The sequence below is a fragment of the Streptomyces pilosus genome (genome assembly GCF_014649835.1).
In the GTDB taxonomy this organism is placed as follows: Bacteria; Actinomycetota; Actinomycetes; order Streptomycetales; family Streptomycetaceae; genus Streptomyces; species Streptomyces pilosus.
The window spans coordinates 904450-922098 of the sequence record NZ_BMTU01000001.1 but is presented as its reverse complement, the minus strand read 5'-3'; the positions used below and the strand labels follow the sequence as shown (position 1 = coordinate 922098).

Annotated in this window: 21 protein-coding genes; 14 read left to right on the top strand and 7 right to left on the bottom strand. The window is 71.0% G+C overall.

Annotated elements, in window-relative coordinates; translation table 11 throughout:
• Positions 1–10 precede the first annotated feature (10 nt).
• The gene (locus IE118_RS04160) at positions 11–736 is read right to left on the bottom strand and encodes a hypothetical protein (RefSeq protein WP_189555842.1); all 726 of its coding nucleotides are present in this window, start codon (positions 734–736) and stop codon (positions 11–13) included.
• A gap of 176 nt (positions 737–912) precedes the next feature.
• Between IE118_RS04160 and IE118_RS04155 the strand changes: the two genes are divergently transcribed.
• Entirely contained in the window at positions 913–2772 is a 1860-nt protein-coding gene (locus tag IE118_RS04155) for a serine/threonine-protein kinase (RefSeq protein WP_373303150.1), read from the top strand.
• Positions 2773–2791: 19 nt separating this feature from the next.
• Here IE118_RS04155 and IE118_RS04150 read toward each other — a convergent pair whose 3' ends face one another.
• Complete coding sequence (locus IE118_RS04150; RefSeq protein ID WP_189555841.1) at positions 2792–4297, bottom strand: amino acid permease; 1506 nt, start codon at positions 4295–4297, stop codon at positions 2792–2794.
• A gap of 229 nt (positions 4298–4526) precedes the next feature.
• On the opposite strand from IE118_RS04150, the gene IE118_RS04145 reads away from it, so the two are divergent.
• Together IE118_RS04145 and IE118_RS04140 are read left to right on the top strand one after the other, a co-directional pair.
• Positions 4527–5012: a ribose-5-phosphate isomerase gene (locus tag IE118_RS04145; RefSeq protein WP_189555840.1), complete on the top strand. Its 486-nt coding sequence runs from the start codon at positions 4527–4529 to the stop codon at positions 5010–5012.
• Positions 5013–5055: 43 nt separating this feature from the next.
• Positions 5056–5886: an Fpg/Nei family DNA glycosylase gene (locus IE118_RS04140; RefSeq protein WP_189555839.1), complete on the top strand. Its 831-nt coding sequence runs from the start codon at positions 5056–5058 to the stop codon at positions 5884–5886.
• A gap of 3 nt (positions 5887–5889) precedes the next feature.
• Here IE118_RS04140 and IE118_RS04135 read toward each other — a convergent pair whose 3' ends face one another.
• Positions 5890–7140, bottom strand: a complete 1251-nt coding sequence (locus IE118_RS04135) for a GNAT family N-acetyltransferase (RefSeq protein ID WP_189555838.1) — start codon at positions 7138–7140, stop codon at positions 5890–5892.
• A 163-nt stretch (positions 7141–7303) separates the two neighbouring features.
• On the opposite strand from IE118_RS04135, the gene IE118_RS04130 reads away from it, so the two are divergent.
• Together IE118_RS04130 and IE118_RS04125 are read left to right on the top strand one after the other, a co-directional pair.
• Complete coding sequence (locus IE118_RS04130) at positions 7304–8482, top strand: PP2C family protein-serine/threonine phosphatase (RefSeq protein WP_189555837.1); 1179 nt, start codon at positions 7304–7306, stop codon at positions 8480–8482.
• Positions 8483–8504: 22 nt separating this feature from the next.
• Positions 8505–8963 (top strand): HD domain-containing protein, encoded by a 459-nt coding sequence (locus tag IE118_RS04125; protein ID WP_189555836.1) that lies wholly within the window; start codon positions 8505–8507, stop codon positions 8961–8963.
• A 16-nt stretch (positions 8964–8979) separates the two neighbouring features.
• Here IE118_RS04125 and IE118_RS04120 read toward each other — a convergent pair whose 3' ends face one another.
• On the bottom strand, positions 8980–10167 hold the full coding sequence (locus IE118_RS04120; RefSeq protein ID WP_189555835.1) for an acyltransferase family protein: 1188 nt from the start codon (positions 10165–10167) through the stop codon (positions 8980–8982).
• A gap of 623 nt (positions 10168–10790) precedes the next feature.
• On the opposite strand from IE118_RS04120, the gene IE118_RS04115 reads away from it, so the two are divergent.
• Positions 10791–10985, top strand: a complete 195-nt coding sequence (locus tag IE118_RS04115; RefSeq protein ID WP_189555834.1) for a hypothetical protein — start codon at positions 10791–10793, stop codon at positions 10983–10985.
• Between the two features lie 393 nt (positions 10986–11378).
• On the opposite strand, the gene IE118_RS04110 is transcribed toward IE118_RS04115, so the two are convergent.
• The 3 genes from IE118_RS04110 to IE118_RS04100 form a co-directional block, all read right to left on the bottom strand.
• Positions 11379–11606 carry a hypothetical protein gene (locus tag IE118_RS04110; RefSeq protein WP_189555833.1) on the bottom strand — a complete coding sequence of 76 codons (228 nt, stop codon included), beginning with the start codon at positions 11604–11606 and terminating at the stop codon, positions 11379–11381.
• Between the two features lie 705 nt (positions 11607–12311).
• A complete protein-coding gene (locus tag IE118_RS04105; RefSeq protein ID WP_189555832.1) occupies positions 12312–13547 on the bottom strand; it encodes a helix-turn-helix domain-containing protein in 1236 nt (411 codons plus the stop codon).
• Positions 13544–13864, bottom strand: a complete 321-nt coding sequence (locus IE118_RS04100; RefSeq protein ID WP_189555831.1) for a putative quinol monooxygenase — start codon at positions 13862–13864, stop codon at positions 13544–13546. The genes IE118_RS04105 and IE118_RS04100 overlap by 4 nt, the downstream gene beginning before the upstream one ends.
• A 189-nt stretch (positions 13865–14053) precedes the next feature.
• Between IE118_RS04100 and IE118_RS04095 the strand changes: the two genes are divergently transcribed.
• From IE118_RS04095 to IE118_RS04060, 8 genes are all read left to right on the top strand, one after another.
• On the top strand, positions 14054–14383 hold the full coding sequence (locus IE118_RS04095) for an SCO3933 family regulatory protein (RefSeq protein ID WP_189555830.1): 330 nt from the start codon (positions 14054–14056) through the stop codon (positions 14381–14383).
• Between the two features lie 2 nt (positions 14384–14385).
• Positions 14386–15720, top strand: a complete 1335-nt coding sequence (locus IE118_RS04090; RefSeq protein ID WP_189555829.1) for an FtsK/SpoIIIE domain-containing protein — start codon at positions 14386–14388, stop codon at positions 15718–15720.
• Positions 15721–15737: 17 nt separating this feature from the next.
• Entirely contained in the window at positions 15738–15914 is a 177-nt protein-coding gene (locus IE118_RS04085; RefSeq protein ID WP_189555828.1) for a hypothetical protein, read from the top strand.
• 77 nt (positions 15915–15991) lie between these two features.
• Complete coding sequence (locus tag IE118_RS04080; protein WP_189555827.1) at positions 15992–16630, top strand: DUF2637 domain-containing protein; 639 nt, start codon at positions 15992–15994, stop codon at positions 16628–16630.
• A gap of 16 nt (positions 16631–16646) precedes the next feature.
• Positions 16647–16829: a mobile element transfer protein gene (locus IE118_RS04075; protein ID WP_189555826.1), complete on the top strand. Its 183-nt coding sequence runs from the start codon at positions 16647–16649 to the stop codon at positions 16827–16829.
• Between the two features lie 15 nt (positions 16830–16844).
• A complete protein-coding gene (locus IE118_RS04070) occupies positions 16845–17135 on the top strand; it encodes a hypothetical protein (protein WP_018846190.1) in 291 nt (96 codons plus the stop codon).
• Between the two features lies 1 nt (position 17136).
• Positions 17137–17376: a hypothetical protein gene (locus IE118_RS04065; protein ID WP_189555825.1), complete on the top strand. Its 240-nt coding sequence runs from the start codon at positions 17137–17139 to the stop codon at positions 17374–17376.
• Between the two features lie 92 nt (positions 17377–17468).
• Entirely contained in the window at positions 17469–17648 is a 180-nt protein-coding gene (locus IE118_RS04060) for a hypothetical protein (protein ID WP_189555824.1), read from the top strand.
• Position 17649 lies beyond the last annotated feature (1 nt).

Below are 17649 nucleotides of genomic sequence, written 5' to 3'. Positions count from 1 at the left end.
CGTGGCGCCGTCAGCCCCGCCGGGGCCCGGCCTGGCGCCGCGACACCCACCACAGCGCGGCGGCGCCGGCCGTGACCATCGAGGCGGCGGCCGCCCCCAGCACCGCCCGCTGCGCGGCGGGTCCGGTCCTGGCCAGTTCGTCCCGTCCCGGGCCGGCCGGCTGGTTGTCGGTGCCGAGGAGCAGCGGTGTCGCCGGCGCGTCCGGCGAGGGGTTGGTGGTGCCGAACGGCACCGGCCCCTGCTGCCAGAACGTGGTGGCGCCGTCCGCCGTCTGCACGGGCAGGCAGATCTTCCCGGCCTTGCTCAGGTCGTACGTCGCGTCCACGGCGTACGACGTCGACGCCCCCGCCGCGAGGCTGCCGACGGCGCACGAGAAACCACTGTTCGATCCCTCGGGAAGTTCTTTCCCGGCAAGGGGGGAGCAGCCTTCGACGTTCTTGACGGTCAGGCCGTCGAAACCGACCACGAGAAGCCTGATCCTGCCGCTTTCCTTGCTTCCCCCGTTCTTCACCGTGGCGGTGATCCGGGTCTTCTTCGAATTGTTGTCGACGGAGATCCTCTCCGTCAGGAGGGTGGTCAGTCCGACCCCCGCCGGTGCCTTGTCGACGGCCTTTCCCCCTTTGCTGCTCCCCGGGCCCTGATCCTCCGCGCCGGCTGTGCCGGACAGGAACAGGGCCGCCGAGAAAGATGCTGTGACCAGCAGACCCGTGGTGATCGTCATGTGACGCGAACTCATGTTCGTCCCCCTTGCCTGCGCCTGAATACGCAGTACTCGAAGAGGTACCACAAGATTTGTCCGCACTATGCTGGGGCGGCCCGAAGTGTGACTATCGAGTTTCACGCTGCGCATCGCGGAGGGGGTGCAGCCCATTGCCGGGGAATACGCACAGCGGCGGTGTTCCAGGGATACTGGTGGCGGGGCGGTATCGGCTGGTCCAGAGTATCGGCCAGGGGGGAATGGGGCGGGTGTGGCGAGCCGCCGACGAAATGCTCGACCGCCAGGTCGCGGTCAAGGAAATGCGGATGGACGGCGTCGACGCGGAGGACTCCGGCACGCGCCGCGAGCGCACCCTGCGCGAGGCGAGGGCGACCGCCCGGATCGACCACCCCCATGTCGTACGGGTCTACGACGTGGTCGACGAGGGCGAACGCCTGTGGATCGTCATGGAGTTGGTGGCCGGCCGTTCGCTGGAGCGGATCATCGCGGAGGACGGGCCGCTGGGCCCCCGTGACACGGCCCGCATCGGCCTCGGACTCCTGGCGGCGCTGCGGCAGGTCCACGCGCGGGGAGTGCTGCACCGGGACATCAAGCCGGGGAACGTACTGGTGGAGGAGGGGGAGGTGCGGCGCACGGTCCTCACGGACTTCGGCATCGCCGCGATCCAGGACGCCAAGGCCCTCACCGTGGTGGGGATGCTGGTCGGCTCCCCCGACTACATGGCCCCCGAGCGGGTCTCCGGACGGCCGCAGGGCCCGCCGTCGGACCTCTGGTCCCTCGGCGCCACCCTCTGCGCCGCCCTGGCCGGTCACTCCCCCTTCGCCCGCGCCACCACCCTGGCCACCCTGCACGCGGTCCTCCACGAACGCCCCGACATCCCGCCGGCGGCGGGCCCGTTGCGCGAGGTGCTGACCGCGCTGCTCCACAAGGACCCCGGCGCCCGCCCCACCCTGGACACCCTGTGCAGCACGCTGACCCCCGTAGCCCACCCACCTCCACCTCCGACGATGCCCGCACTCCCGGCACCCGCACCGGGGCCCGGTCGGCCGGGGGCGGCGGGGGACGACCGCCCCGACCCGGCGACGACGGACGGACACCGCCCACCCGAGCATCCCGGCGGCCCCGTGACGACCACACCCCACACCGCCCGTGGCCGGCCCGGCCCCGGCCCCGGGAACGACAGGCGATCCGGCCCCGGAGGCGCTCCCGCGCCGCCCGGGACGGGCCCGGGCCCTGCCCAGGGCGGGGGAAGCGCGGGTGTACTGCGGGATCCGGGAGGTGGGGGCGGCAGCCGGGGCGGCTCAGGCCCTGTCCCGGGCGGGGCGAGCGGCGATGTGCCGGACGGTCCGGGGGCCCCGGGTGACGGCCGGGACGACTTCGCCCGGGCCCGCACCGAGGAGCGGCCGTTGCCGGAGCACCCGCGGCGGCCGGGCGGGGCCGCCGGGCGGCGGAGGCTGGTGGCGGCCGCCGCTGCCGGGGTCGCCGCCGTGGCCGTGGCCGTCGTGCTGGTGACGGACTCGGGTGAAGCCGGGCACGGCGCCCGCGCCCGCGCCTCGGCGACCGTCCCGTCCGGCACCGTCCCGTCCGGGACCGCCCCGCCCACCGTCGAGGGCACCTCCCGCCCCGCCACCCTCCCGCCCGGCGCGCGCCGGGAGGCGGGCGGCTTCGCCTGGGCGCCGCCCGACGGCTGGCGGCGCAACGTGCGGACGGGGGCCGAGATCCACTACACGTCCCCCGACGGCAGCCAGGAACTCGCAGCCAAGTCCTCCCTCGCCCGCGGCGACCTGCTCCGGACCTGGCAGACGTCGGAACGCAACGCCCACCAGGGCCGGGACTACGTGAAGATCCGCCTGGAGGAGACCACGTTCCGCGGCCACCCCGCCGTGGTCTGGGAGTACACCTTCACCCTCGACGGCCTCCCCTGGCACGCCCGGCTGCTGGGCTTCGACGTGGGCGGCACGTCGTACCAGATCAACACCTGGTACCGGCCGGAGACCGAGGCCGCCGCACTGGCCACGTACGAGGAGGTCAAACGGGGGTTCACGGTGCTCTGAGCGCGACGGGACGCCCGGGTCAGCCGGTCCGCGCCCCGTCCCGGGCGGCCCCGGTGTCCGTGCCGGTGTCCGTGCCGGCGTCCGCGTCACCGCGCCGCCCCGCCACCCGCTGCTTCACGAAGGAGACGGCGAGCACGACGCCGGCGACCATCAGCGACAGCAGCATCGTGGTGCGGCCGTTGTGCTCCGTGTCCGTCAGCATGTAGCCGAGCACGAACACGATCAACGCCGCGCTGGCCCACGTCAGATACGGGTACAGCCACATCCGTACGACCAGCTTCTCCGGCGCCTCCGCCTCGATGATCTTCCGCATCCGCAGCTGCGAGAAGCAGATCACCAGCCACACGAACAGCGCGACCGCGCCGGAGGAGTTGACGAGGAAGAGGAAGACGGAGTCCGGGAACTTGTAGTTGAAGAACACGGCGACGAAGCCGAACACCACCGACGCGACGATCGCGTTCCGCGGCACGCCCCGGCGGGTGGTCCGGGCGAACGCCTTCGGCGCGTCCCCGCGCCGGCCGAGGGAGAAGGCCATCCGCGAGGCGGTGTAGAGCCCGGAGTTGAGGCAGGACAGCACCGACGTCAGCACGATGAAGTTCATGATCTGACCGGCGTGCGCGATGCCGAGGGAGTCCAGGGCGGCCACGTACGAGCCGTCCTCGGCGATTGACTCGCTGTCCCAGGGCAGCAGGCAGACCACGACGAAGATCGAGCCCAGGTAGAAGACGCCGATGCGCCAGATGATGCTGTTGGTCGCCTTGGTGACGGCCCGCTGCGGGTCCTCCGACTCACCGGCGGCCAGGGTGGCGATCTCGCTGCCCATGAAGGAGAAGACGACGAGCAGGATGCCGGTGAGGATCGCGCCGACGCCGTTCGGCAGGAAACCGCCGTGGTCGGTGAGGTTGGCGAGCCCCGCCTGGTCGCTGTCGGCACCGGGCAGCACACCGAACACGGCCAGACCGCCGATCACGATGAACGCGCCGATGGCGACGACCTTGATCCCGGCGAACCAGAACTCGAACTCGCCGTAGGAGCCGACGGACGCGAGGTTGGTGGCGGTCAGCACCACCATCACGATGAGGGCCCAGCCCCACTGGGGTACGGCCGGTATCCACCCTTCGAGGATCGCGGCACCCGCGGTCGCCTCGACCGCCAGCACCACGACCCAGAAGAACCAGTACAGCCAGCCGATGGAGAACCCGGCCCACGGCCCGAGGGCCCGGTCGGCGTGCGCGGAGAACGACCCCGACGTCGGGTTCGCCGCGGACATCTCACCGAGCATCCGCATCACCAGCACCACGAGCGTGCCGACGAGGGCGTACGACAGCAGGATGCCGGGGCCGGCGGTCGCGATGCCGGTGCTGGAACCGACGAAGAGGCCGGCGCCGATGACACCGCCGATGGCGATCATCGACAGGTGGCGGTTCTTGAGCCCGGCCTGGAGGCCGGAGTCCGGCGGGTTCCCGGGGCCGCCGGGCTTCTCTGGGCCGTTCCCGGTCCGGGGCAGGGTCGGCTGCGAAGTCATGGGGGGTCTTCCTTTGCGCCGGTCGAGCGGTCCCCGAACGAGCGGGGTACGAGCCGGACCAGTGAAACGGAGGTGAACTCAAAGGGGAACCTTTGAATCGGACCTTTACTGGAACTTTTCCTAAGGTTCTGTGGATTCCCTCACACTTCTCACGCATCCCGCCCCGTGTCGCCGCTCCCCGCCGCCACCCCGCGCCGCCGCCCGCGGGCGGCCGTGTCACACTCGACGCATGCGCGTGTATCTCGGGTCCGACCATGCGGGCTACGAACTCAAGAACCACCTCGTCGAGTGGCTCAAGGAGGCGGGCCATGAGCCCGTCGACTGCGGTCCGCACCTCTACGACGCCCAGGACGACTACCCGCCCTTCTGCCTCCGCGCCGCCGAGCGGACCGCCGCGGACGAGGGCGCCCTCGGCATCGTGATCGGCGGCTCCGGCAACGGCGAGCAGATCGCCGCGAACAAGGTCGACGGCGTACGGGCGGCCCTGGCCTGGAGCGAGGAGACGGCAGCCCTGGGCCGTCAGCACAACGACGCCAACGTGGTCGCCGTCGGCGCGCGCATGCACAGCCAGGACGAGGCCACGAAGTTCGTCGAGATCTTCCTGTCCACCCCGTTCTCCGGCGACGAGCGGCACATCCGCCGCATCGACATGCTCTCCGCCTACGAGACCACGGGCGACCTCCCCCCGATCCCGGCCCACCACCCCCAGCAGTAGACGGCGGACCGCGGGACGAGAAAGAGCGAGCGAGGGGGGACCCGTGCCCGAGGGCCACACGATCCACCGGCTGGCCCAGGACTACGCGGGCGCCTTCGCGGCCGGCGGGCCCCTGCGCGTCACCAGCCCCCAGGGCAAGTTCAGCGACGCCGCCGCTCTTCTCGACCGCACCCCGCTGCACACCACCGACGCCCACGGGAAGCACCTCTTCCTCGGCTTCGGCGACCCCGAGCCCGCGCACACCGACTGGGTCCACATCCACCTCGGCCTGTTCGGCAAGGTCACCTTCGGACCGGCCCCGGCACCGCCGCCCACGGACACCGTCCGTCTGCGCCTCGCCGGCGACACCTCGTACGTCGATCTGCGCGGACCCACCACCTGCGCCCTGATCACGGACGGCGAGAAGCGGGCCGTGCACGAGCGGCTCGGCCCCGACCCGCTGCGCCCCGACGCCGACCCGGCCCTCGCGTACCGCAGGATCAGCCGCAGCCGCACCACGATCGCCGCGCTCCTCATGGACCAGAAGGTCGTCGCGGGCGTGGGCAACGTCTACCGCGCCGAGGTCCTCTTCCGGCACGGCATCGACCCCTACCGTGCGGGCCGGGACATCACGCCGGACCAGTGGGACGCGATCTGGGCCGACCTGGTCGCGCTGATGCGCGAGGGCGTCCGGCACAACCGCATCGACACCGTCCGCCCCGAACACACCCCCGAGGCGATGGGCCGCCCGCCGCGCGTCGACGACCACGGCGGCGAGGTGTACGTCTACCGCAGGGCGAACCTGCCCTGCCACATCTGTGGCGGCGAGATCCGCACCGCCGACCTCGCCGCCCGCAACCTCTTCTGGTGCCCCGGCTGCCAGCGCCCCCGATGAGCCTCAGAAGCCGTGGGGCAGCCACGGCGCCGGGTCGCTCCCGAACGCCAGGGACGCCTCCGCGAGCGCCCCGTCCCGCAGTTCGCGCACCCGGCCCGCCGACGCCAGCGCGGTGAGACCCACCCCGCCCAGATAGGCGGCCCCCAGCTCCCGCACCGACAGGGCCAGATCGGCGGCGTCCTCGGTACGCTCGCAGGACGCCCCCTTCGCGTCGCCGCTCAGCCGCCAGCGTCCCGCGTTCCACGGGCAGAAGGCGTCCTCCACCTCCAGCACGACGTCCACGGGCGCCCGGTACGTCCGCGCCGCGAGCGCCGCACCGACGTCCACCAGCCGCACGTACAGCGCGTCCTTCAGTGTCGGCCGGCCCCGGCGTATGTCCGACACCAGGTACTGCCAGCTCTCGTCCACGGGCCGCCCCCGCGCCACCAGCGTCGACGTCAGGTCGATGTCGAACAGGAAGCGCCACAGCGCCGCGCCCGCCGCCGGATCCAGCGCCTCCAGCGCGCTGAGGAGCACCTCGCCGTCCGGCCCGCCCGGCCCCCAGGACGGCTTCACCCGGAACCGCGCGTACCCGACCGTCCGGCCGTCCCGCTCGGCCACCACGCACTGCAGCGGCGACGCGCCGCCCCGGTCGCTCTCCGGGTCGAGCACCCCCAGCCGCTCCCAGCCCGGTCCCCGCGCCACCATGCCCGGGCGGCCCGGCACCAGCCGGGCGTAGACCGCCTCGCAGGCGTCCAGCGCGTCGGCGGGATCCACGTACCGCAGGCGTACGTCATCCGTACCGGGCGGCACGGACAGCCCCGCCCGCCGGGTGTCGATCTCCGCGTCCGCCTGGAAGGTCGCCGCTCCGTACCCGAACCGGCCGTAGATCGCCGGCTCGGACGCCGTCAGCACCGCCAGCGGTTCGCCCCAGGACCGGACGTCGTCCAACTGCCGCCGCATCATGGACGTCAGCACCCCGCGCCGCCGGTGCGTGGCGGCCACACTGACCATCGTGACCCCCGCGGCCGCCACGGACGCGCCACCGGGCACGGTCAGTCGGAAGCGGAACGCGCCCGCCGACGCCACGCACTCCCCGCCCTCCCAGGCGCCCAGGAAGCGGTCGTACTCGGTCAGCGCCCGCCACAGTTCCCGCTCCTCCTCCGCCTCCGGCGTCCCGCCGAACGCCCGGATGAGGTTCGCGTACAACTTGTCCCATTCCTCCGGCTTCAGTACCCGGAGTTCGGGCACGGGGCCCGTCAGCTCGTTCGCCATGGCCCCATGCCTACCAGGACAATGCGGGGCGAGCGACGGAATTTCTCCCGGGCGTCCCCACGGCGGCGTTCGGTGAAGTTCACTGTGATTCCGGTCCCCGTCGAGGGGACAACCAGGACCTCCCGTGCCAAGCGGCCGGTCCGATGGATAGGGTCCCGAACTAATGGCAGCAGGACGAGAGCGGCGCGCGGAAGCCGACACGTTCACGGCCCGGTTGAAGAAGCAGTGGCACCGGGCCCGCGTCGGCGTGCGCCGAGCCGCCGTCGACTACTTCCGCGGTGACGGCTCGGACTGGATCGCGCTCGCCGGACTCCTCCTGACCGTTCCGCTGATCGCGGCCGGGACCCTCGCCAACTCCGTGTGGTGCGCGCCGGCGGCGCTGGTCGTCCCGATCGTCGTGGGCGGCCTGCTGCTGCGCCCGGCGAGCCTGCTCGGCCTGTACGCGGCGGCGGCGGCCGCGCTGATCGTGGAGGCGGTACAGCTCGGCCCGTACACCGAGGGCGCGGCCCGGGTCACCCCCGGTGTGGTCCTCGTCGTCGCCGCCTGCGGCTTCTTCGGGCTGCTCGTCGCCCAGTTCCGCAGCCGGGTGGGCGTGCCCTGGAGACGCGGCGGCACCATGCTGTTCGACCTGCGCGAACGCATCCGGGTGCAGAGCAAGCTGCCGAAGCTGCCGGACGGCTGGCACCGCGAGATGGCCCTGCGCCCCGCGGGCGGACAGTCGTTCTCCGGCGACTTCGTGGTCGCGGCCCGCACCAACGGCGGGCGCACGCTGGAGGTCGTCCTGACGGACGTCTCCGGCAAGGGCATGGACGCCGGTTCGCGCGCCCTGCTGCTGTCGGGCGCCTTCGGCGGCCTGCTCGGCAGCCTGCCGCCGCACTCCTTCCTGCCCGCCGCCAACGGCTACCTGCTCCGCCAGGACTGGGACGAGGGCTTCGCCACCTCCATCCACCTGGTCCTCGACCTGGACTCCGGTGACTACGAGCTGTACTCCGCCGGGCACCCGCCGGGCCTCCAGCTCAGCGCGGGCAGCGGCCGCTGGGAGGAGAAGGCCGCCGACGGACCCCTGCTGGGGGTGTACGACGGCGCCCAGTTCGACTCGGTGAAGGGCTCGCTGCGGCCCGGGGACGTCCTGATGCTGTTCACCGACGGCCTGGTGGAGACCTCCGACCGGGACATGGTCGAGGGGATCGACCGCCTCACCGGCGAGGCCGACCGCTACGTCGCCGGCGGCTTCCACGGCGCCGCCTGGCACCTCATCGAGTCGGTCGCCAAGGACGTCAACGACGACCGGGCGCTGCTGCTCATATGCCGGGAGGGCCCGACGGCCGCCGCGGCCCGCTGAACTCCCCGTGCACACTGGACGGGTGACCGAGACACCGGGTACCCCGCTGACCCCCGGCCGGGTGGAGGCCGTCGCCCGCGCCGCGCACGCCGGCCAGACCGACAAGGCGGGCCGCCCCTACGCCGAGCACCTCCAGGCCGTCGCCGAGGGGGTACGGTCGCGCGGCGGTGACGAGGAACAGATCGCGGCGGCCTGGCTGCACGACGCCGTCGAGGACGGCAGACTCACCGAGCGGTGGCTCGACGAGGCCCCGCTCACCCGGCGCACCAAGGACATCGTCCTCGCGGTCACCAAACGGACCGGGGAGCCGCCCGAGGCGTACGCGGCCCGCATCCTCGCCACCCCGGGCGCGCTGCTGGTGAAGGAGGCCGACCTGGCGCACAACGCCGACCCGGCCCGGCTCGCGGTCCTCGACGGGGCCACCCGCGAACGGCTGACCGAGAAGTACGCGCGGATGCGCGCACTCCTCGGCCTCGTGTGACGGGGGAGCGGACGGGCTAGGCGTTGACCTTCTCGCGGGGCCGGCGCGCCTCCGCCCGCCCGGGTTCCCGGGCCGGCTCCGCGGCGTCGCGCCGGAACGCCCACTCCATCCTCGGCTCCACCACGCACCGGAAGACCCGCTGCACCGGCCCACTGCACAGCGCCGTCACCATGACGGCCGCGAGGACGGTCACCACGACCGCGCCGAGCGGCGTGTGCAGCGCGGCCGGCTCGAACCAGCCCTGGTAGTCGCCGCCCTTCACCACGAATCCGTGCAGCAGGTAGCCGTACAGCGTGCCCGCGCCGAGGGCGGTGAACCAGGTGCGGCGGCCCGGCACCCAGGCGAAGAAGCAGGCGGTCAGCAGCAGCGAGCAGCCGAACGTCGCCAGCACCATCACCGGACCCGCCCACCACGGACCGCCCAGTTCCTGCGCCGAGTCACGGTGGTAGAACCACGCGGCGCTCAGCCGCGGCACGGCCAGCCAGCTCGCCACCAGCGCCGTCGCGAAGACCGGCACCGCCGCGATGCGCAACCACCGGCGGCGCACCAGGCGGAAGTGCTCCGGGCGCAGGCACAGGCCGAGCACGAAGTACGGCAGGAACTGCAGCACGCGCTGCAGGTCGAGGTCGTTGCCGATCTCGGGGCTGACACTGGCCAGCATGGCGATGCCGAGGGCCAGCGGCAGGGGGTGGCGGACCAGCTTCCAGATCGGCGTGGTCAGCCGCCAGACGAACAGGGCGACCAGGAACCAGGTCAGGTACCAGGGGTCGAGAAGGCTGATCTCCTGCTGCGGGTCGCCGCCGGCGAACCGCTTGAAGAGGGGATAGGCGGTCTCGAAGACGATGTACGGCACGACGACGCCGGTGATCAGTCGCCGCAGCCGGTCGGACCGCATGTCGAAGCTGCGCGAGAAGTAGCCGGAGATGATGATGAAGGCCGGCATGTGGAACGCGTACACGACCGAGTACGCCGCCTCCAGGACGCGGCTGTCACCCTTGAGCGGCTCCCACGCGTGGCCCACGGCCACCAGCACGATCGCCAGGTACTTGGCGTTGTCGAAGAACGCGTCGCGCTGTCTGCCGGACGGGGCCGGCCGGTCGTCTTCCTTGCTGTTGGTGCGCGGACTCGGCACTCCGTCCGCCGGTGACTGTGCCGGGGGGAGCGGCGTCCTGCTGTTGCCGTACGGTCGCTGCGAGTTCGTCACTGACCCTCCCGGCGGGAACTCGGGAAGACGATCGGTGAACTCGCTGCGCTTGCGGGGGACGAGGCAGCGTGGAACATCTGAGGCACCCTAGCGTTGTCCGTGGGATTCCGTAAAACGCCCGACGTCGTCACTGATATTCGGTCCGGGTACCCACGATCGGGGAATGTGAGCGTGCCGGTGAGGTGACGGTCAACACAGGATGCGGCAGGGGGGTTTGATTACCCGGGACGACCCTTCTTGTCAGGATTGTTCCGGATCAATCCGTGCATGAGGTCGGCAGGCGACTCCGGTGATATGTCCGCCTTCGCTCCCCTTCGGGGAGTTGTCCCCGAAGCCGCCGAGGTATCCGCGGCGGCAATTCGAATTACCTGCGAACGCATTGTGTGGGGACGGCGACGGCTCTGCCGAATTCCTGCACGGGTGTTCCTTCGAATTGTCGTGCGATACGGCGCAGTTGGCCTTCCCGGGCGGATGGGATCCGGTACGCCGGGAAACTGGGGGACGGACGATGCGTCAGCGGCCGCATGACGTGGCCCTGTTGGTGGCACGATGGTTCTGGCGGGGTGCGCGGGGTCGCGTCGCCCGGGCCGGGGAAGCCGAACCGACCGAGGGTGTGATCAGTTGTGGCCATTTCACTGTCTGTGGTGCTGCTGTTGGCGATCATCCTGGTGGTGTTGCTGAGAGGCGGCTCCATCAAGGCGGGGCCGGCGCTCGTCGCCGTCCTCTTCGGCTTCTTCCTCGCCTCCACCGGCATGGCCGACGACATCCAGCGCTTCCTGGACTCGATAGCGGAGATGATCAACTCGATCAGCTTCTGACGCCCCCGGCGGCCCCCCGGCCGCCCGCGGGCCCGCCCACGTCGCCCTCACCGCCCCGGGGGCGCACGCGGTGTCCACACCGGCGTGCCCCGCCACCGACCCTCCGCGCGCCGGGCCACGCGAACAGGGCCGGGCCGGAGGAATCATCCTCCGGCCCGGCCCTGAGCCGTACAGAGCGGGCGACGGGAATCGAACCCGCGTAGCCAGTTTGGAAGATCGCGTATGTGGGTTGCTGCTGAGCTGGGAGGTCCTTGGCCTGGTCGTATCTCGCGATTAGCCCGGGAGTCCCCGTAGCTCCCCGTCAGTCTCCTGCGTGACGGACACGCGAGGGACACGCGTGCGCTGCTATGTCAGCCTCCTGCGTGACGGACACACAGGAGGCTGCGGGCGCTGCTACGACAGCATTGTGACTGCGCTAGTGACAACCAGCAGTAGACCTATGATCGCTGTGATCAGGCCTATGATCTGTGTTGCTGTCGCGATCTTCGAGTGTGTAGGCACGTGCATGGCGACCGTTCCCGCTTGCACTACGAGCGTGCCGCCGGTCAAGACGAGCGTGCCGCCGGTCAAGACGAGCGTGTCACCGGCCAACACGAGCTTGCGTGCGGTCGCGTCGGCCATGTAGTCTCCTGATTTAGCTAAACCATTGCTATGCGATGGTGGAGATGGTTCAGCGGGCTGACCTTGGGGTTCTTTCACGGTCCCTCCAGGTTGTTCGTTGACCGAGCCGCAGCCGTGATGCGTCCGCTTGTCTAGGGCCTGACGCACACGGCTTGTCGGCGTTCTCTCTGGCGAGAGTTGGGGAGAATCGTACCTCATTCGAGGCGCCGCTTGCTTCAACGGCCTTTCTGCCGGTGCTCGTTGTCTTACACCAACCCACCAATCACCCCAGCTCCCATCCCGTCCGCCGTCGACCCACACACCGTGGAGCGGGCGTGGTTCCTGGCGTCCAGGTGGAGCGCGCCACTGTACGAACGACCTGGACGCCAGGGGCCGCGTCTGCTCGGCTCTGCCTGGGTCGTCGGTGGTCGGGATGGGAGCACCCCCACCGCACGCCACTACGGGCCCGCGGTCGGCGACGGTGCCCCCCTCCATCCCGGTGCCGGCCGATCCCCCGCCGGAGGCATCGTCGTTGACCGCTGGCCGCTCTCTGCGGTGATCGCCCCGTGGCCTTCGGCCCTACCCACCAGTGGGCGCGCGTCGGCGCAGCGCGGGCGGAGCGGGCCGAAGGCAGGAGCGGCGCCCGGAGCGGAGCCGGGAAGCGCGCCCGGCGGAGCGGAGCGCAGCCGGGGCTTGATGAGGTAGAGAAATCTGTAACAAGATCGGCTATCCGACCGCGCTCCGCTCGGCCAATCCGCGCAGGGACTCGGGCACACGTGGTTCCGAGAGTTGCACCAAGTCGCGGATGACCTCGCGGGCCAAGTGGTGGTCGTGGATCTGCTCGGGCGCCAAAGCCTCGGCTTCCAAGAGTGCGGCTGTAGCCTCGCCGACGTGTCGCCGCTGCGCGTGCGCTCGCGCTACGTCAAGGAGGAAACGTGACTGCCGCTCGGGGGAGAGGACCGACGCGTCAACCCGCTGCGCCACTTCCAGGGCAACCCCTGCGTCTCCCAACTCGACCGCCGTGCTCACCGCGTGAATCTCGACGTTCGTCGGCCCGAACTCGGTGTCGAAATCGTTGCGGTCCTCCCCCAACCGCGCTGCGATCCCGCGCGCTCGGTCGATGTGCTCATGGGTCCCTGCTCGGTTCCCCTCCCTCGAATTGATCACAGCCAGAACCAGGTTCATGGCACCCAAGAGGGACAGCTCTTCCGCGGGGCATGCGGGCGCCTCCGCTCTCGGCGCCATGACGGTAACTGCGGACTTCGCCGCCTGCTCGGCCTGCTCCATGTGTCGTTGACGCATGAAGGCATGCGCCATGCGAAACAGGCTCGCCACGACCTCGAGCGGCTCGCCCGCAAGCTCGGCTGCTTGTAGCGCCCGGTCCGCCGCAACCCATGCCGCGTCGGCCTGGTCCTGCCGGGTGAAGCTCGCTGCTGCCACCTGGTACGCCTTGGCGCGGAGCGCATGGAGTTCGGTGCGGTCGCTCGCCGGCGCGTGGCGTACGGCCGCTTCAAGGCTGGGAAGCAGCCCGGCAAGGTGATCGCTCAATGCCGCGTAGCTCGATGCGTGCGCGAGCGTCCACGCCTCGTCCACGCGTTGCCGGAAGTCGGGAAGCGAGGGCATCTGTTCGGCCGGCGGCTCTTCAAAGAGGCTGCCCAGGGCCGGGTGCCCAGTGAGGGCGACGCGCAGCCCATCGAGGTCGTTGCTCCCGTGCGGCTCTGTCGGCTCGGCCTCCTCGGCGGGTGCCGCATCTGGTCGGAGTTCACGTACAGACACCTTCAGCGCATCGGCGAGCGCCTGGAGGATCGACAGCCGTTCAACAGGCTGCACTCCTCGTTCCACCTGCGAAACCCAGCTCTCGGAACGCGCCATCGCGGCGGCGAGGTCGCTCTGTGACATGCCAGCGGTGCGGCGCAATTCCTTGACGCGCTTGCCGAGGGTCCTGGTGTCGGAGTCCGTCATGCCTCGCCCCCGCTGGGGTACTTGCCGGCGTACGGCTGGAGCCGGTCAACCTCGGTCTTCTCGACGTACTTCGTGCGCTCTGTCAGGAAGTGGCGAGTGTGGGGCTGACGCTCGTGCTCCTCGAAGGCGTCACGGTCGGCGTACAACTCGAAGAAGACCCGCTCATTAGGGGCACCCTCGACCTCGTGGCACGCGTACACCAGCGTGCCGGGCTCGTGTGCCTGGATGCCAGCGGTGGTTTTCCGGATCAGTGCGTCGAACGCCTCGCCGGCACCCTCGCGAAGTGTGAACCGAACAAAAAGGCCATAATTGGTCATTTCTTCCCCTTCTCGTCGCACCCAGTCTCGCAGAGACAGACTTTTGCTGCTAGTCGCAGCTTTTCTGTTGACTCGCAGTTTTCCTGCGAGTAGCTTCGAGGTGTCAGAACAACAAGGCGCCCCGAGCTACGTGCATCCGCCAAGATCACAACGCAGCCCGGGGCTCATCCCACTAGGGGAGACTCCATAATGCCGTCCTTCAAGATTGACACTTCGACCGCCGTGGTGTTCGTGGCGACCGCGCCGACGCCGAAGCTCGCGAACGTCAAGACCGGTGAGCGCGCGATGGACCGGGAAACCGGCGCGCCGCTGTCGACCGTGGGCCTGCTGGTCTCGGACGAGGGGGAGGGCAACCTCTACCAGGTGACCATCCCGGAGACGGGCTACCCCGAGGGGCTCCAGCCGGGCATGCCGGTGAAGGTCATCGGGCTGAAGGCGCGTGACTGGGAGAACGAGTTCAACGGCCAGAAGCGGCACGGCATCTCGTTCCGCGCGGTTGCAGTCACACCGGCGGCCTGATCATGGCTGACCTGACGATGTGGCTGGAGGCCACGGGCGCGTTAGCCGGCGCCGGTGGTCTCGGCTACGCGAAGTACCGGGCACCGCGCGTGTACTGGTCGACGGTGGGTCTGCCACTGACGTGGGGCCGGTTCACCTGGTCCTACCGGTCGACCATGGACGTGTGCGGGCTGACGGTGCAGCCGTCCGGTCTGCGGGCGTTCATGACGCGCAACCTGGCCCGCCGTGACGTTCGACCGGTGCCGCCGAAGGTCCGCCGCATCCGCCCGACCTCGACCGGGCTGCGTGTGACGCTGCGGCTGCCGGCCGGTCTGGAGCCCGCGGATGTGGCCGCGTCCTGCGAGCGGCTGCGGCACGCCTTCGGTGTCCAGTCGGTCACCGTGACGGAGACCAAGCCGGGCTATGTCGAGCTGCGGATGACCGGCTACGACGTGCTGCGCCGGGTCCGTCTGCCACGTAAGGCGCGACCGCGTGACCTGGTGGTTCCGGTGGCGCTGCGGGAGGACGGCACGGTCTTCGAGCGGGACTACCGCACGGTGCCGATGGCGCTGACCCTGGGCGCGAACTCCTCGGGCAAGTCCATGTACCAGCGCAACCTGGTCAAGGGCCTGGCGAAGCTCCCGGTCGGCTTGATCGGCATCGACTGCAAGCGCGGTGTCGAGCACAGCCGCTACGTCCCCCGGCTGTCGGCGCTGGCCACCGACGCGGACATGGCCGGCCGCCTGATAGACGCGCTGGTGCTGGAGATGGGTGAACGCTTCGATCTCCTCGCCCTCTACGGCGTCTCGGACGTGTGGGACCTGCCCGAGAGGTTGCGGCCGGTGCCGCTGGTCGTCCTGATCGACGAGGTGGCAGAGCTGTTCTTCGTCACCTCCAAGAAGGATGAGGCGGCACGGGACCGGACCGTCATGCAACTGGTCCGGCTGGGTCAGATGGCACGCGCGGTCGGCATCTACCTGGAGGTGTGCGGGCAGCGCTTCGGCTCCGACCTCGGCAGGGGCGCCACCGCGCTGCGGGCCCAGCTCACCGGCCGTGTGGTCCACCGCGTCAACGACAAACAGACCGCGGAGATGGGCCTGGGCGACATCGCCCCGGACGCGGTGATGGCGGCGACCTCGATCCGGGTGGACCGTCCCGGCGTCGCGGTGGCCGGCGACACCTCCGGTGGCTGGTCCCGCATCCGCACCCCGGAAACCACCCCGGCGGAAGCGGCGGCCATCTGCAAGGAGTTCGCCCACCTCACCCCCGATCTGCCGTTCCTGGCCCCCTTCCGCCCGCACGCCCGCACGGTCCCGCCTATGCCCACCGTGCCGCCACTGGTAAGCCCGCAGACCTGACCGGAGGGGATCCGCTCATGGCTCCACGCAAGCGCGCCAAGCCTCGCATCCCGAAGTGCCCGGACTGCGACGGCAACGGGGACATCGCCGAAACCGTCCGGGTCGGCCCCCGCAAGGGCCGTGCCACCGAGCACCGGCAGGCGGCCATGTGCCTGACCTGCTTCGGCTCCGGTGAAGCACCCACCACCGAGTGAACCCGCCGGGGCCGGGCGGCACGGCCACCCGTGTTCCGCCCCGCCCCCGGCTCGACCCCGTGAACGGAGGTGAAGACGTGTCCCGCTCGATCCGCATCGACGCCGTACTCATCCAAGCCGTGATCGCCGGTGCCCTGTCCTTCGCCCACCTGCACGACCTCGCCGAAGCAGCCGGACAGACCGGCTGGAAGGCCTGGGCCTACCCGGTCTCCGTCGACCTGCTCCTGGTCGCCGCCTGGCGACGGTTGCGCACCGCCCGCCGGGACCGCTCGGCCTGGACCTGGTTCGTCATCGCCCTGGTCGCCTCCCTCGGCGCCAACGTCGCGACCGCCGGCCTCCTCGACCTCGACCACGTCCCTGCCTGGCTGCGCATCCTCGTCGCCGGCTGGCCCGCGCTCGCCTTCCTCGGCGGAACCCTCCTCGTCCACACCCCACCCGACCGGCCGCTAGCCCCGAAACCCGAGCCCGGTCCTGCCCCGGTCATCGACCGACCGGAGGTGCCCGAACCTGCTCCGGAGACCGCCACACCGGAGCCTGCCCCGGCCCTGCCGGAAGTCCCGGCGCCGGCGGTGCCTCCGGCGCTGGTCGACCACGCACGCAAGGTCGCCACCGAGCACCGCACCCGCACCGGAACCGACATCGACACCGCCACCCTGCGCGCTCGCCTCGGCATCCCGGAAGACCTCGCCGGCGCAATCGTCGCCCAACTCGCCTGAAAGGAGGTGACCCCTCGTGCGCCCGAACCGCTTCTACGCAGTGATCCGCATCGGCCCCGTGAGGGTCGGCACGTTCAACAACGGCCGCGGCCAGATCCGACACGCCGCCGCCTGCACCGCCCCGGGATGCGGCTTCTCCACCGAGCACCGCGACCGCTCGGCGGCCGAACTCGCCGCCCGTACCCACCGCTGCACCTGAGAGGAGGACACCACCATGCAGCTCCCCGAAGACCAGATCCGCGCCGGACACATCCCCGCCGACCTCTACCGGCAGATCCCGCCCGGCACCGACCTGCGCCGCGTCGTGATCGTGCAGGAAGCACCCCGCTCCTACACGGGCCCGATCGTCCTGACGCTGGTCGTCGTCACGGGATCGGTCGCAGTGCTGCTGGTGATCGCCTTCGTCGTCCAGGTCGTCGCCGGCGCGGCCGTTGCGGTCCTGTCGGCCACCGGCGGACTCAGCTACGCCATCAACCGCACCTCCAAAACACGGAAGGGCAAATGACATGGGCTTCTTCAGCCGCAAGAGCAACGACACCCCGGCCAACCCGCAGATGGCCGAACTCGGCCGCGAATACGCCATCGCCCAGCGCCACGGCGACCGCAAGACCGTGAGGCGCATCAACCGACAGATCGGCGAGACCGGCATGAACGGCGACGACCGCGCCTCCTTCGAGCAGGGCCGCACCGCCTACGACGCCCTCCCGCCGGTCAACCCCCCGCGTCGCCGCAACCGCCGACGCTAACGCCCTCCGGGGCGGCCTCTACCGCCAAGTATCCGCCGCCCCGGACGGCCCTCACCTTCCAGATCCAACGGACCCGAAAGGGAAGCCTCATCATGCCCCAGCACGCCCCGAACACGCGCGTCTGCCGCGACTGCGACGGCTTCGCCACCGCCGCGATCACCACCGGCACCCGCCACACCGACGGCACCCGCGCCACCCTCCGCGTCCCCTGCCCGACCTGCAAGGGCACCGGCCACACCGCCCCCGCCGGTGTCGTCCGCGCCGGGAGGTGAC

Bases quoted from the DNA above. Each gene is read 5' to 3' on its own strand.
- IE118_RS04160 (WP_189555842.1), bottom strand. From the start codon at position 736: ATGAGTTCGCGTCACATGACGATCACCACGGGTCTGCTGGTCACAGCA.
- IE118_RS04150 (WP_189555841.1), bottom strand. From the start codon at position 4,297: ATGACTTCGCAGCCGACCCTGCCCCGGACCGGGAACGGCCCAGAGAAG.
- IE118_RS04145 (WP_189555840.1), top strand. From the start codon at position 4,527: ATGCGCGTGTATCTCGGGTCCGACCATGCGGGCTACGAACTCAAGAAC.
- IE118_RS04135 (WP_189555838.1), bottom strand. From the start codon at position 7,140: ATGGCGAACGAGCTGACGGGCCCCGTGCCCGAACTCCGGGTACTGAAG.
- IE118_RS04130 (WP_189555837.1), top strand. From the start codon at position 7,304: ATGGCAGCAGGACGAGAGCGGCGCGCGGAAGCCGACACGTTCACGGCC.
- IE118_RS04110 (WP_189555833.1), bottom strand. From the start codon at position 11,606: ATGGCCGACGCGACCGCACGCAAGCTCGTGTTGGCCGGTGACACGCTC.
- IE118_RS04105 (WP_189555832.1), bottom strand. From the start codon at position 13,547: ATGACGGACTCCGACACCAGGACCCTCGGCAAGCGCGTCAAGGAATTG.
- IE118_RS04100 (WP_189555831.1), bottom strand. From the start codon at position 13,864: ATGACCAATTATGGCCTTTTTGTTCGGTTCACACTTCGCGAGGGTGCC.
- IE118_RS04095 (WP_189555830.1), top strand. From the start codon at position 14,054: ATGCCGTCCTTCAAGATTGACACTTCGACCGCCGTGGTGTTCGTGGCG.
- IE118_RS04090 (WP_189555829.1), top strand. From the start codon at position 14,386: ATGGCTGACCTGACGATGTGGCTGGAGGCCACGGGCGCGTTAGCCGGC.
- IE118_RS04085 (WP_189555828.1), top strand. From the start codon at position 15,738: ATGGCTCCACGCAAGCGCGCCAAGCCTCGCATCCCGAAGTGCCCGGAC.
- IE118_RS04070 (WP_018846190.1), top strand. From the start codon at position 16,845: ATGCAGCTCCCCGAAGACCAGATCCGCGCCGGACACATCCCCGCCGAC.
- IE118_RS04065 (WP_189555825.1), top strand. From the start codon at position 17,137: ATGGGCTTCTTCAGCCGCAAGAGCAACGACACCCCGGCCAACCCGCAG.
- IE118_RS04060 (WP_189555824.1), top strand. From the start codon at position 17,469: ATGCCCCAGCACGCCCCGAACACGCGCGTCTGCCGCGACTGCGACGGC.